This is a genomic window from Enterobacter sp. P82 (assembly GCF_037053385.1).
Lineage (GTDB): Bacteria > Pseudomonadota > Gammaproteobacteria > Enterobacterales > Enterobacteriaceae > Enterobacter.
This window is the reverse complement of the sequence record NZ_JBALHX010000001.1, coordinates 812,361-826,762: the sequence shown is the minus strand read 5'-3', so window position 1 is coordinate 826,762 and position 14,402 is coordinate 812,361. Positions and strand designations below refer to the sequence as shown.

The 14,402-nt window shown below is 53.9% G+C and carries 13 protein-coding genes; all 13 read right to left on the bottom strand.

What is annotated here, in order from left to right:
- Positions 1-169: 169 nt before the first annotated feature.
- The gene (locus tag WB237_RS03840) at positions 170-577 is read right to left on the bottom strand and encodes a putative T6SS immunity periplasmic lipoprotein (protein ID WP_336210470.1); all 408 of its coding nucleotides are present in this window, start codon (positions 575-577) and stop codon (positions 170-172) included.
- A complete protein-coding gene (locus tag WB237_RS03835) occupies positions 568-1,110 on the bottom strand; it encodes a hypothetical protein (RefSeq protein ID WP_336210467.1) in 543 nt (180 codons plus the stop codon). Before WB237_RS03835 ends, WB237_RS03840 begins: the two co-directional genes overlap by 10 nt.
- 57 nt (positions 1,111-1,167) lie before the next feature.
- On the bottom strand, positions 1,168-1,650 hold the full coding sequence (locus WB237_RS03830) for an Hcp family type VI secretion system effector (protein WP_008502640.1): 483 nt from the start codon (positions 1,648-1,650) through the stop codon (positions 1,168-1,170).
- Positions 1,651-1,830: 180 nt separating this feature from the next.
- The gene (locus tag WB237_RS03825) at positions 1,831-2,250 is read right to left on the bottom strand and encodes a T6SS amidase immunity protein Tai4 family protein (RefSeq protein WP_336210462.1); all 420 of its coding nucleotides are present in this window, start codon (positions 2,248-2,250) and stop codon (positions 1,831-1,833) included.
- A 337-nt stretch (positions 2,251-2,587) separates the two neighbouring features.
- Positions 2,588-4,087 (bottom strand): type VI secretion system contractile sheath large subunit, encoded by a 1,500-nt coding sequence (gene tssC, locus WB237_RS03820; RefSeq protein ID WP_028018712.1) that lies wholly within the window; start codon positions 4,085-4,087, stop codon positions 2,588-2,590.
- A gap of 3 nt (positions 4,088-4,090) precedes the next feature.
- A complete protein-coding gene (gene tssB, locus WB237_RS03815) occupies positions 4,091-4,615 on the bottom strand; it encodes a type VI secretion system contractile sheath small subunit (protein ID WP_008502644.1) in 525 nt (174 codons plus the stop codon).
- Between the two features lie 75 nt (positions 4,616-4,690).
- A complete protein-coding gene (tssA, locus tag WB237_RS03810) occupies positions 4,691-5,707 on the bottom strand; it encodes a type VI secretion system protein TssA (protein WP_336210455.1) in 1,017 nt (338 codons plus the stop codon).
- A gap of 11 nt (positions 5,708-5,718) precedes the next feature.
- Entirely contained in the window at positions 5,719-6,435 is a 717-nt protein-coding gene (gene tagF, locus WB237_RS03805; RefSeq protein WP_336210451.1) for a type VI secretion system-associated protein TagF, read from the bottom strand.
- A 16-nt stretch (positions 6,436-6,451) separates the two neighbouring features.
- Positions 6,452-10,072, bottom strand: coding sequence for a type VI secretion system membrane subunit TssM (gene tssM / locus WB237_RS03800; protein ID WP_336210448.1), 3,621 nt, complete (start codon positions 10,070-10,072; stop codon positions 6,452-6,454).
- A gap of 2 nt (positions 10,073-10,074) precedes the next feature.
- A complete protein-coding gene (locus tag WB237_RS03795) occupies positions 10,075-11,313 on the bottom strand; it encodes a DotU family type VI secretion system protein (protein ID WP_336210445.1) in 1,239 nt (412 codons plus the stop codon).
- 17 nt (positions 11,314-11,330) lie between these two features.
- Positions 11,331-12,674, bottom strand: coding sequence for a type VI secretion system baseplate subunit TssK (gene tssK / locus WB237_RS03790; RefSeq protein ID WP_114976953.1), 1,344 nt, complete (start codon positions 12,672-12,674; stop codon positions 11,331-11,333).
- Positions 12,675-12,702: 28 nt separating this feature from the next.
- Positions 12,703-13,206 carry a type VI secretion system lipoprotein TssJ gene (tssJ, locus tag WB237_RS03785; RefSeq protein ID WP_049008586.1) on the bottom strand — a complete coding sequence of 168 codons (504 nt, stop codon included), beginning with the start codon at positions 13,204-13,206 and terminating at the stop codon, positions 12,703-12,705.
- 23 nt (positions 13,207-13,229) lie between these two features.
- Positions 13,230-13,724: a hypothetical protein gene (locus WB237_RS03780; protein ID WP_028018705.1), complete on the bottom strand. Its 495-nt coding sequence runs from the start codon at positions 13,722-13,724 to the stop codon at positions 13,230-13,232.
- Between the last annotated feature and the right edge of the window lie 678 nt (positions 13,725-14,402).

Below are 14,402 nucleotides of genomic sequence, written 5' to 3'. Positions count from 1 at the left end.
CATCGCGAACAGTGATCTGCAAAGGCAAGATGGTGCGGTCATTGTCCTATAACACCAGATGTGGTGCCCGGGGAATATAATTAACATCTGCTTCGCAGCGACCGATATAATTACACCCAAACGCTGCCGCGCTCAGGGCGAGAACGGCGACGTTTGGGGTTAACCCATCCTATTCAGTCTGCGTAAGCTTAAACTGGCCTGAGGGACCTTCTTGTAAGGAGAAGCGGGCCGCATAGCGAATAGAATCGTTTTTCCCTGACACCTTCAGGGCAACATCATATTCTCCGGCTTGCCACGTAATTCCCTTCCACTGGTGACACTGTTGGTTCGTTAACGTCACCTCAGGACTAAACGTTGACGGCGGCGATATCGCTTTCCATTCATTTCCCACGCGTTTCATTATCGTGGGCGAATGGCTGGTAACAGGCGCGTCTAACCCGGCATTAGCGGGAATAGCAAAGCAAGGTTCATTGTTCTTTAGCGTAACCGAAAGCGACTGATATTGTGCCGGATGAGACACACAGGCACTCACCGTTAATGCGATTGCCACAACGCTGAGTAACTGTTTCATAGCCATACCCGCCGGTCTTTAGGTTTTTGAATAAATAATGATAATACCTGCAGGTATTTATCCTTCAGGTCGGGTCCGATAATCCCCTCAAACCCTGCAATATTTCGGAAATCACCCAGACCGTAATTTATTAGATAATAAAAATCTGAAATGATAGAAGCCTGCTGCTCCATACCAAAGTCCGATAGTTTTTTATCGGGGGGAAGAGAATAATTATAACTTGCTGCCCAACTGAATGCTCCTCGGGTTCGAACATTCATTCCAATCTGATGCTGCAACACATGCACCATCTCATGAATAAACCAGTGTTTATATCGCGGAACCTCTATAGAAAAGTCATCCCGATAATGCGGCTCGCGAAAATAGAGCTCACCATTGGGGGTCATCGCGACATCTGTGGACTGCATATTAAATGGCAAATAGCTTTTATTATGGACTTTAACTTCAGAATACTTTATTGCGTCACCAAAAACCGATCGCGCCAGTGCTATTTCGCCAATGGTGAGAGGACGGGTGCCTCCTTCCTGCAAACTTGCCATGCTATCTTCCTTCCCGATTGATAATGACCGGGGAAAACTCCCCGGCCATATTTGCTATTACGCTTCTTTATTCTCTTTGATGTTCCAGCCAGCGCTGCTTTCAGCACCTTTACCACCGGAAGTGGTCTGCTCCCAGTACTGCTGTTTCACTTTCGCAGCCTGGAATGCATAGGTCACACCAACGGTATCGCCGTTATCTGCACCGGTGTACTGAACAGACGTTACCAGAACGTCTTCCAGTGTGATGCGGGAGTATTCTACCTGCTGGCCACCGGCTTTACAGACGGACAGCTCAACTTTGGTCAGGTGTTTACCGCTGGCGCAGTGTTTCAGGATTGCTGTAGTGGATTTGTCAATCAGAGCGTTAACGTGCAGATCGTTAAAGTTAACTTTACCGGCACCGCCGCCACCGCCGACGCTCATATTACCTGGCTGGGAAGCGCCCCAGGAGAAGGAGGTAATATCAGTCCAGCCGGTGTGGTTAGAATCTTTAGATTCGCCCGTAACACCCTCGACCTTCAGAAACATATCAATAGCCATAATATCTACTCTTCGTGGATGAACAATATTGCTTTCGAAAAAGCACTTATATGGCAAACAGGAAAGCATGGGGCTGAATAAAACCGTCCATATTTTACCTCTGCCTCATATCAAACGACTCATGTCATTTGACAGTCTTACACTCCCCCTGAATGAACGGAAAGAATGTGAAGTCTTTTACTACTCTAGGTTATCCTGAATCCAGGTACGATCAGGATCGCCAATGATAACCTGCGGAACCAGTTTATTCAGTTCGTCGCTATGATAAAGACGTAAACAGTTTAAGGTTACGCCGTTGGCATCGGGTTTTCGCTCTGAATGAAAACCATTAATTTGGTTTTTATATTTCCCAATGAGGGCATCCACTTTATCCGTGCCATTTTCGGCATCAAAAGGTATCCACTCAATAAATGCACTCGCACTTCGGGCCGCATCAGCAGAAAACTGGCTGCCTTTATCTGCGACCTGCGCAAGACAGCGCGCCAGAACTAAATCTTTTAAAACCTGTCGGTATGTTTGCTGCTGATAAAAATCAGGATAGTTATTTCCAGCACACACATAAAAAGTCATAAATGCGAGGAAAAAACAGAAATGTTTCACCTTATATCCTTTGCCATATGCTCAGTAGCGCATCTGCCAGCGTGAGGCACTAACTTCTCTCTTTCCATTTCTCTGCAACAACGTATATCCCTATCGCTAGTGAATTAAGTCCAGCACATAAGAACCCATGCATTGCGATTCGGGGTATATCTTCCGGTCAGTCAAAGATAAACAGATAGTAGCCGGATACCGTCACAAACAGCATGAATGAAATAATTAACAACGCATAAACCATTAAATAGCTGATGAATTTTCGTATTAACGCTTTCACAGTCAAATTCATTAGCTATCTCGTATTAACCGAAAAGTTGCCGGCCCAATGGGCCGGCAATCATCATCACGCGTCTTTCGTCTTCAGCGACGGCAGTTTAGACACCAGACGCAGGGACACAGTCAGACCCTCCAGCTGGTAGTGTGGACGCAGGAAGAACTTCGCGGCGTAGTAGCCCGGGTTGTCTTCGATTTCCTGCACCTGCACTTCCGCAGCCGCCAGCGGTTTGCGGGATTTGGTCTCCTGGGAGGAGTTAGCCGGGTCACCGTCGACGTAGTTCATGACCCAGTCGTTCAGCCAGCGTTCCATCTCCTCGCGCTCGCGGAAGGAGCCGATTTTGTCGCGCACGATGCACTTCAGGTAGTGCGCAAAACGGCAGCAGGCGAACAGGTACGGTAGGCGAGAGGCCAGACGCGCGTTGGCGGTGGCATCCGGGTCATGGTACTCCGCCGGTTTCTGCAGCGACTGCGCGCCAATGAATGCCGCAAAGTCGGAGTTTTTGCGGTGAACCAGCGGCATAAAGCCGTTTTTCGCCAGCTCGGCTTCGCGACGGTCGCTGATAGCGATCTCAGTCGGGCATTTCATATCCACGCCGCCGTCATCGCTCGGGAAGGTGTGGCATGGCAGGTTTTCTACCGCCCCACCAGACTCCACGCCGCGAATCGAGGTGCACCAGCCGTACTCTTTGAAAGAGCGGTTGATGTTGGCAGCCATCGCATACGCCGCGTTCGCCCAGGAGTAGCTGTTGTGGTTCGCGCCGTCGGTCTGCTCTTCAAAGTCAAAGCTGTCGACCGGATTAGTGCGAATGCCGTACGGCAGACGTGACAGGAAGCGTGGCATCACCAGACCCAGATAGCGGGCATCTTCGGATTCACGCAGTGAACGCCAGGCGGCGTATTCGGTGTTCTGGAAGATCTTGGTCAGGTCGCGCGGGTTAGCCAGTTCCTGCCAGGATTCCATCTGCATCACGCCCGGTGCGGTACCGGTGATAAACGGACAGTGTGCCGCAGAGCCGATGCGCGCCATTTCACCCAGCAGCTCAACGTCCTGCGGACTGTGGTCGAAGTAGTAGTCACCGACGATGCAGCCAAACGGCTCACCACCAAACTGGCCGTACTCCTGCTCGTAGATTTTCTTGAAGATCGGGCTCTGGTCCCAGCCCACGCCTTTATAGCGTTTCAGGGTGCGGCCCAGCTCCTGCTTTGAGATGCTCATAAAGCGGATCTTCAGCATCTCGTCGGTTTCAGTGTTGTTCACCAGGTAGCTCAGACCGCGCCAGGCGCTTTCCAGTTTCTGAAACTCGTCGTGGTGAATGATCTGGTTCACCTGCTGCGACAGCTGCTCATCGATACCGGCAATCAGGTTCTGGATGGTGCGATAGGTGTCGTTCGAGAAGGTGACGGTATTTTCCAGCGCCTGCTGCGCCAGGGTTTTGACCGCGCTTTCTACAGCGGAACGCGCCTGATCGGTTTTCGGGCGGAACTCTTTGTTCAGCAGCGCGCTGAATTCATCCTGGCTGAACGCCTGACCCGCCTGCTGCTCATGTTGTTGAGTCTGGTTGCTCATCGATTATTCCTCGCTACCTTTCGCACTTTCGTCATTTTTCGGCAACTGGCTCAGGGATTTGAGCAGCGTCGGATCCTGGAGAATTTTCGCGATCAGCTCTTCTGCACCGTTTTTGCCGTCCATGTAGGTCAGCAGGTTAGAGAGCTGTGTACGGGCTTCCAGCAGCTTGTTCAGCGGTTCAACCTTACGTGCCACTGCATCTGGCAGGAAGTCGTCCATGCTGTCGAAGGTCAGATCGACATTGAGCTTACCTTCGCCGGTCAGGGTGTTATCCACCTGGAACGCCACACGCGGCTTAAGTGCCTTCATGCGTTCGTCAAAGTTGTCGATGTCGATTTCGAGGAATTTACGCTCGTCGACGGCCGGCAGGTTTTCTACCGGTTTGCCGACCAGATCGGCCATGACGCCCATCACAAACGGCAGCTGAATTTTACGTTCTGCACCGTAGATCTCTACGTCGTACTCAATCTGCACGCGGGGGGCACGGTTACGTGCGATGAATTTCTGCCCACTGTTACTCATTGCCATGATGTTCTCCATCAAAGATGCGCGGTGAAGTTGAAACGGCAGGCTCCATGCCTGTCGCCATAATACCTGGACGCGTTATTCTCGGCGTCCAAAGATGTTTTCCAGTTGGTTAACGCCGTCCGGCGCCAGGTCGCGAATAATGTCCATAAAGTTGAGTTCTGACAGCCGCTGTACCCGTTCAATCATCAGCGGTGCCGGGTGGCTCGGTTCGTACTGCGCAAAATACTGCTTCGCTTTTTCCAGCATCAGCTGCGCGTCGGCGCGGCTGGTGACCTGCACACTGCGCCAGTCGGTGACTTGTTGAACAGGCTGCGCTGCCACCTGTTGCTGCTCAGTATGTTGTTCAGCCTGCGCTTCACGGTTTGGCAGCAACTTGCTGATGTCGGTCACCTGACAAGCTCCGGCGACCAGCCCCACGGTTTTCAGCAACTGCTCCATTTCGGGTACGCCGCTTTCACCGAGATGCCCGGTGAGAAGCTCGCGAATCGCCTGCAGTCGTTCGTGAACGACGATAACCGCGGCGGTACCTGGCTGGTCGCCGCGAGCCAGTTCGTCAATCAGTCGTGGACGGCCACCCGGATAATCCGGACATTCGGTCTTGCTGCCATCCAGCAGCGCCTGGGCATCCCGGAGCGAAATTTCATCGCCGTTTGAACGCAGCAGCGAAGCGTTACGCACGGCGACGGTGAGGTCAGATTTATCGCTCAGCGCGGCCAGAGCGTTAATGCGATAGAACGGATCAGTTTCGCCATACTCTTCCAGCAGCGGATAAAGCGGCTCCCAGTAACGACTGATAGCCTCCTGCACCAGTAATAACCCGTCTGCGTAACCTGCCAGACCGCGACGGCGGGTCCAGGCATGCGTGAGTGCCAGCAGTACGCGAAGATCTTTGGTGCGGGTCAGCAGGCTGGTGGCGAACTTTTCCACCGTGTTCCAGTCAGCAGGCTCTGCGGGGATAATGGTGTCGCCAAACTGCTGTTCCGCTTTCCCCTGACTGGCCTGATTCATGATCTGGAAGTCGGCGTCGTACTCCAGGTTTTCGCCGCAGGGCTTGTCGGGGTTTATTGGCGCGAGAAATTCTTCGATATTCATGAGTTCCCTGCTTATTCAAACATGGGCGGATAGAGACCGTGACGGCCCGGGCGGGCGCCCCCTGCAGGGTCGAACAGCAGAGTGAAAAGCTGCCCGGTAAAGTTACCGCTGTGCACATGGGTGTACAGCGGATAACCATCGCAGCGGTTAGTCCACCAGTAGCTGGTCTGGCGCAGCGGATCAAAGCACTCCGCGGCCTGGGGCCAGCCCAGCGTGTTCTGACCGTCCTCGTCATAACCAATCACATCAAGGATGTCAGAACGCTTTTGCGGCTCGACAGGCTGCGGCGCCGGAATGGTCATCAGCATCTCATCCAGCTGCGAGGCGGAAAAACTGTTGCGTACTGCGTGCAAACCCAGGCGCCCAATCTGCTGATACCAGCTTTCAGCCTGGCTGAGCAGGCTCGTCGACCACTCTGTCGGGGCGAAGCTCAGTTGAATACAAACCGGGTATTGTCGACCAACACTGTCACGGCCGGGCAGCAGACAGCCCATCTGGATCATCTGGCTGCCCAGCATCGGGGGGACAACAAAATTCCAGACCGGTGCTTTGTTGAACTGGCGCTCTCCTCTGCGCTGCTCTTCCTGCTGCCAGGCCAGCAGGCCGACCTGAAACCAGTGTGACCACTGGCGCTGTAGGGTGTCAGGAAAGCGACGCTGCAAAAAATCTCCGGCGCTGGGTAACTTGCCATACCAGCTGTAGCGGTTCATCGCAGAGGTATTCGTCATACGGCTGTCCTTGCGGTTATGGGCATGAGAAACGAGGAAGCTGGAACGGGTTGCGAATGCTGTTTGGCGCAAACTCCAGCGTGACCTGATGTCCGTCGACGTTGAACGTGGCCTGACGGCTCAGACTACCTGCTCCCGGGCTGGTGCTCGCTTTATCGAAAAAGCGGTTTAGCGCCCAGGCACCGTTGGTCACCAGCGTCGCCGTACTGCCATTCGCCAGCCCCAGTTGCATACGTACCTGATTGGTACCACCCGGTCCTGGCCAGTTCATAATCTGCACCGCCTGAGGACCATGGCTGTAGCGCAGTTGCTGGCCATCAACGTCCAGCGTCAGGTTAAGAATGGTGTTATCCATTCGGACGGTGCGGACCGTCACTTTGAAAGACGGGGTCGTGGCACCGTTTGCAAAGAAGGCATCACGGATCGACTGGGCCTGCTGGAACGGTCTCAGCAGACCTTCACTTCCTGGCAGCGTTTTACCGTCGATGCCCGGCATAAAGCGCCAGTTTGCCTGGGTGGTATCCACTTTATTGGTCAGGTTGTCGCGGAAGAAGGTATCCATCAGCCCGGTTCCCGGCGCAAACATACGCGCGAGATCGTCAGGAGTGACCTCGGTGCTGGCGCTGCGCACCAGCGGGTAGCGACCGGCAATCGCCTGACGACAGAATCCACCCACTTCGACATTGATCCGCTTACGCACATTGTCCAGATCTCGGCGCTGGGTATCGCTGCTGGCTCCCACCGCCATGTTGCTGAACATGGTTTGCAGCCCACCCGGCAGACGACCGGCGCTGGCCTGCAGACGGCTGATCGCCTCACCACCCGGTGCCGGCATACCGCTGTTGGCGGCGTCCTGGACGGCGGTCAGGTAACGGTAAAGCTCGTCCACCTGCTTAAGAAAGTCATCAAAGACGATAGTCTTACCGCCCTTCTCCAGCGGTTGCGCCAGCTCAATCAGCGGGGCGTAGTGATCGGTAACCAGTTGTTCCGGTGACTGAGCGACAACGGCAGCTTGTGACGGAGCAGAGTTGTTATTGCTGAACAGCGTTTCCAGCGTGCGGGTAGCGCGGTTGCTTTGATCTTGTGCTTTACCGGCATTGTCTACTGCTGGTACATCACGAGACAGCGTCAGTACCTGACTCAGGCTCAGCACCAGACGGCGCAGTGGTGAGTTTGTGCCAGAAAGCAGACGCGCGGTGTTGATGCGCTGAGAAAGGTCGGCACTGTTGTTAAGCTGAATGTCGGCGAGCCAGGGATCCCAGTTCGCGATAAAGTCACGCATGTAGAGCTGGCGCACGTCGTTATCGATCTGCTGTTTATCTTCCGGCGCCATGGCAGCGCCCAGAACCCAGGCGTCGTCCTCATGCAGGGCGGTGGTCACACTGTTAATCTGGCCGTTAAAGCTTTTCCAGTAGCCGTCCGGAGTATAGAGCCCCGGCACACCCTCACTCACTGGTTTGCCACTTTTACGTGAAAATACCAGTTCGCTCTGCGGTCCTCCCAGGTCGGTAAGAGACACCGGCTTCAGATTTTCATCATGCTCCAGCAGACGCTTCAGACGACCATACACGCGGGTGGAGAGCGGCTGCTGGTTGATCAGCGCTCTTTCGCGGGTAACCAGAGATTCGTCCTGGGCGTACGGGGAGGCCTGAATTTTCGGCTCCAGCAACTGGGTCAGATGCCATTCAAGCTGTTGTAGCTGTGCCTTCGTCACGTTTTGCGGCAGGTTGCGCTGCAGATTGAGCATCACCCACGAATGCAGGAATTTACCGTCGTAGTGTTTCGGCTGATACAGCATCTGATAGGCTTTTAACGCTTCATAGCTGTATTCCGTATCGCTACCGTTGTCGTTACGAAGCCAGGTGGTGATGTGCATGGCGACGGCAGGCAGCAGCATTTGATCCAGCGCTTTCTGGTACAGAGACTGCGATGCATCACTGACGTCATCCCCACGATAAAGCCCCATACGGCGGGATACTGGCGGATCGTTTACATCAAACGCGTCACTCTTCGGCAGATCCACCAGACCATTGAGCAGCGGCAGCAGATCAAACAGATCACGCTGAGGCTGATTCTGTAACGCTTTGCTCTGCTGATCCAGCAGCGGCACCTTCGCATCGACCTCTTCCAGATACGCTTTGTTTTTGGCGTAGCTGGTCAGCCACAGCCCACCGAGGATCACCAGCAGAGACAGCAGTGCTGCATAGCCGGACCAGATCACCGCCCGGTTGCGCAGTTCCCACCAGCGGTTTTCTCCGGCAATACCGGCTTCCTGGAAAATGACGTTTTGCAGCAGATTCTTGATGAAGAAGCTCTGGCCTTTCGCACCGGGAATGGGTGCCTCTTTGCTGACTGCATCCCAGCTATCGCCCTCGGCACCTTCAGGTAAAGAGAGCGCGCGGTTCAGTTCGCCCATCACGCGGTCGAACGGCATGCCCTCCTGGGTCCCGCTGGCGAAGTAGATCCCGCGCGGGGAAAACTCAGTTTCGAAATTCGAACGGGCGAAGACCGTGCTCAGGTAGTCCGCCAGCAGCGGACGCAGCGCGGCAAACTCCTGCGGGAAGAGATAGGCTTCGGCGCGGGTTTTCGCATCATGCTCTTTCAGCATGGTTTCCGGCAGCCCGGCATCCAGGCGCTGTTGTAACAGAGAAAACTCCTGCTGGAAGTTGCCCATCAGGTCGTAATCGGCGTGTCTGGTTTGCTCCCACGGCAGCGTAAAGCCCCAGATCTGATCGCGCTGGGCTTTGTCGTAGTCGGCAAACCATGCACGGAAGCCTTTAAGCAGATCAGCCTTGGTTACCATCACGTACACCGGGAAGCGAATGCCCAGTTGTTCATGCAGCTCAGACAGACGCTGACGCAGATTCACCGCCTGCTGGCGGGACGCCTCGGCAGACTGGGTGAGCAGGTCAGAAATGCTGATAGTGATGATGACACCGTTGATCGGCTGGCGGCGGCGATACTTACGCAGTAACCCCATGAATTCCAGCCATTCTCCGGCATCCTGTACCTGCTCGCTCTCCTGGGTGGTATAGCGACCCGCCGTATCCAGCAGCACCGCCTCGTTAGTGAACCACCAGTCGCAGTTACGTGTGCCACCTATACCCCGCAGCGCAGTCTTACCGAAACGATCGGCCAGTGGGAACTGCAGCCCGGAATTGACCAGCGCCGTGGTTTTACCGGAACCCGGTGCACCAATAATGACGTACCACGGCAGTTGATACAGATATTGCGTGCTGAAGCGCTGCGTCCACTGGGCACTCTGCCCCGCTTTGCTGAAGTGCGCTTTTTTCAGCATCTGCGCGGCTTCATCAAAACGGCTGGCGAGGATCTGCTCCTCGCTGTTCAGTCGTTTCTGCGGATCCGCGGCTTCCGCTTTGCTCGTGTTCTCATTGAGCTTGTCCATCAGCTTGCGGTTCAGCCAGGCATTGTACAACCGCGGCAGGATGTGGCCTTGCGCCCAGAGCAGATAGACCACAGCGATGCTGATGATGCGGTTTTGTTCAGACTCGAGCGGTCGGGTGTCCACGATGGACAACAGTGGACCGATCATCCAGATCACCGCCGCAAGCGCCGTTACGCCGAGGAAGCTCCACAGAATGCGGTTGGTCAAAATGGAAAGAAGTGTAGTCAGCATCCTTAGTTTCCTTGCGGCAATCCGTTCAGCTCAGCCTGTGTATTCTCAGGCGACACCAGCAGAGTAATTTCCACACGGCGGTTACGGGCGCGGTTTTCAGGCGTATCGTTTGGCGCTACCGGGTTAATTTCGCCCCGCCCTTCCGCTTTCACACGATCAGGCCGGGAGAGGCTTCCCTGCAGCATGTTCTGTACAGACCGGGCACGTTCCAGAGAAAGTTCATAGTTAGAGGCGAAGCGCGCGCTGCGAATCGGCACGTTGTCGCTGTAGCCCACCACCAGAATTTTGCCGCTGACGTTATTCATTGCCTGCGCTATACGGTTGATCACCGGTTCATAGCGGTCACGCACAACGGTGGAGGCAGAGGCAAACAGTCCGTCACCTTTCAGGATCACGGCGCTGCGGTCCGCTTCGTCTTTCACCGCGACCAGACCCGCCTCGATTTCAGGCTTCAGGAAGCCGCGCAGGTTTAACACCGCAGGTAGCTGACGGGCAGGCTGCTGGATGGTGGTTTCCGGCAGCTGGGACTGGTAAATCTTCGCCAGCACCGGGTTGGTGTTATCGCCAAGACGCCAGTTAAGCACGATATAAAACAGACAGGCGATAAACCCGACCAGGGCTACGCAGGCCCAGAGTGGTACCATCGGGCGCCACAGTTTGCGCAGCACCGGACGATCTTCCGGATGGGGAGAAAGCGGTGGCGGATAGCTGCCACGTACGCCACGGATCATCTGCCAGAGTCGCTGCTTGATCGTCTCGAGCTGGGTGCGGCCATTATCCAGCACCCGATAACGCCCTTCGAAGCCGAGCAGCAGACAGTAGTTGATCATCTCCAGCAGCAGAATATGTTCGCGTGGGTTCTGCGACAGACGCGCCAGCAACTGGAAGAACTTTTCACCGCCCCAGGTTTCGTTATGGAACGTCACCAGCAGGCCGTTGCTTGACCAGACGCCACTACTGCCCCAGGGGGTCAGTGCAGCCGCTTCATCCAGTGCCGTACACAGGCAGTAACGCGCCCCGACGATCACCTCATAGGCGAGGCCAGCCTGCTGACAGCGGACTTCGAAACGGCGAATTTCATCGATCAGACGCTGGCGTAATGCCACCTGATCGTCATGAGACACCGAATGACGGATCTGCGGAATCGCATTGAGCAGCGGATTAGCGGCCGCCACCAGCGGATTGTTACTACTGGCTCCGGTAATCGCGGCATCACTGCCGGTATCCTGTCGTTCCTGCATATTTAGCGCTCGCTATATTATTCTGTCGGGCTACGGATGGCCCAAAACTCCATATCCAGTCCCGGGAATTCCCCTGCAAGATGCAGGGCAAATGCACCGGACTTATCCATCTCGTGCCACAGCTCACTGCCTTTCTCCAGCTCAAAGTAGCTGTAGCCCGCATGCCATGGGATCTGCGGTGGCGCAACCGGCATGGCGCGCAGCATAATGCCAGGCAGTTGCAACTGGACCAGATCGCGGATTTTCGACACCGGCGCGATCTTCATCTGAGCAGGGAAATGAGTTTGCAGGTGTTCGCCCGGCACACTGGCTTTTACCGCCAGTACGAAGCCAAACTCGCGCACCATGCTGGTTTCAGGCACCGTGGCGATGTTCAGACCGTGGGAGCGCTCGTTAAGCGGCAACTGAATCGCGTGATCTTCCATCACCAGCGACAGCCCCTGACGTAACATCAGCATCAACTTGCTGAAGCAGTTCGCGAGATCGTCATGATCGTAAATCGGCAGAATGTTTTCGGCGTGACGTTGCGAGGTCCAGGTGGCAAGTTCGGTCGCAAACGGTAGCCAGCTACGCCAGAGCGTTTCCGGGTGTAGCAACGGCAGCGTTTTTAAGTGAGATACTTCACCCAGATGGCGGTTCACCAGCGACAACAGCGTAAATTCGATCAGTTCAGAGGTGTTAAAGCGGCCAGGCTGACGCAGACGACCGCCAATCTGCTGACTGCGCTGCACCAGTAAGCCGTGAAGATCGTTGATCATGCTGTAGATCTGCGGGCTGTTATTGGCGTTCAGCATCGGCGGAATGTAGCTGTTATCGAGTCGCACGAGGTTATCGTTACGTTTCTCGGTTACCACCGCCACGCCGATGGCAGTCCATTCTGCTGTCAGATCTTTTTCCAGCATCAGGGTCAGACGCAGACGGCCAAACTGGACAGTGGCATCCCCAACCGACATGGCGTTATCGTCTTCTACCTCTTGCTCGAAAGCGATGAAGCGCGCCAGAGAGGCCTGCTCTTCGCTAAAAATCACCTCTTCTCTCTCGCCACGGCGAACCGGCAGTGCAAGCACCACCTTTTCATTGGTGAGGTTGTCCGGGATTTTCAGCGGAGCGGGACCGTTGCGCCCGTTACGCACCTGGAAAAAGGTACCGTCCGGCAGCAATCCACTGCAGTAGCTCAGGGCAATGCAACCCTGACGAAGCATTGCTTCATCGAGTTCAACATCAAGAAAGCCCCAGAGATATGACCGCTGTAGCGCACCCCATTCACGAACATGGTTGAGCAGATAACTTTCAGTCCGCTGAAAATGGTGTGGACGCAGGAACATGCCTTCGGTCCAGACGACCTTTTCTGCTTTCGTCATGATGATGTGTTTCCTGTTTTAAAGCGCGTTACTGACTGATGACACGAATACCATTCACGTCGAGAAAAACGTTGGCCTGGAGTTCATCCGCGGACCATTTCCAGAACTGATAGAGATGATTTTCGCCCGGCACAGGCAGAGGGATTGAAACGCGCCATTTTTTGCCATCCAGCATCTGATATTCCGCCATCACACCGATATAGCGGGCCTCCGGAGAGCTTTGTCCGCTGAGGGTTTTCGACAGCTGCCCTGGCATCAGGAAGAACACATCGCTGTTCAGCAGATTCGCGCCGAGCGTTGCTGACGCGTTGTTCTGCAGGGAATAGAAGTCGCTGGACATGAAATCCGCATCGGATTTCAGCAACAGTACCCGGACTTTAAGCGGCGCAGATTCATTGATTTGTGGATGAGCCTGAAACTGCAGATTGTAGCGGGAAGGGTCGCTGTGTGAAGACGACGTACAACCACTGACAAGGGTGAAAACCACCGCGTAAAAGACCAACCACAGCCGATGAAAATTTTTATTATTCATAAAAACACGCTCATAAAAGCCGTTTAGTTCAGGATCCAGGTACCGTTAGCGCTGTCTTTGCAGGCTTTGCTGTTGCCATCAACATCGACACAGGTTGCTTTTTTACGTGACTTAGGACGAATGGCTTGTTTACGCACGGCCGCGTCGTACTGATCGGCCTTGATAACGGCGCGCATCGGCACGTAACCAATCAGCTGGTCTTGTCCTTCATCGGCAAGCGCCATCCAGTAGTGTTCAACCTGCCCCAGCACCACGTAGGTTTTTCCGGTTTCCAGCGTGCGGATAACCTTTCCGCCAAAGTCAGGACGGCTCATCACGGATGCCGGATACATGGCACGATACGGCTCATTGAGTTGGGTGAATTCAGCAGGCGGCGTAACCGCGTGGCGGTGGGTTAAGGTGACGCCGTTGACCTGGCTGGTCACGATCGTATCGTCGTTGATTACAGGTTTCTGCGGCGCTTTACAGCCCGCCACCGCCATTACAAACAGAAGTGAAAACAGTACGCGCATTTTCATATGCTTTTCCGTAGCGATATTTCGATGATGAAGATGAGGGAATGAAGTTTGTTTAAGTGCTAAGGTTAAAACATGCAGGATAATTTCGGGGGGTGACTATTTTAAGGGCATAGCTACCGCACGAGCCCTTCAGAATAAGGCCCAGTGTCTTCCTGACATATTTTGATAAACAGCGAGCAAGTTTACATGAGCTTCGTATCAATTCAATATTTAACGCCGCGCATGTGATGGTTAATGAAGCACCTGACGCATTATAGGATTAATCTGACAAACAGAGCCGACGCATTCTGAATGAGCTTATTATTAGGGGAGCTACTAACATAACAAACTGTTTAATAACAGAAAAATGCAAAAGAGAACGAATTGCATTAACGCAACAATCCTATTTTCACCACTACCATAATTAGTAGAATTTTGCTTATTTTCGGTTTGCAATGAATATTTCCATTATGAATTATTTGTTGCATCGATAGAGTATGTTTATTTCTGCCTGGCAGGACATCTTAAATCAGATTATTTCAGACAACGGGCAGACGGTTAATTTCACACCTCAAAATAAGTTTGTATTTTTTATCGTGATAACTGTCTATTCAGACATCAATTGAATGAATTAACAATTAAGCATGGGTAAACTTTCCTGCTGCAATGATGTTCAGAATTTTCTTTAGATCAATTTAC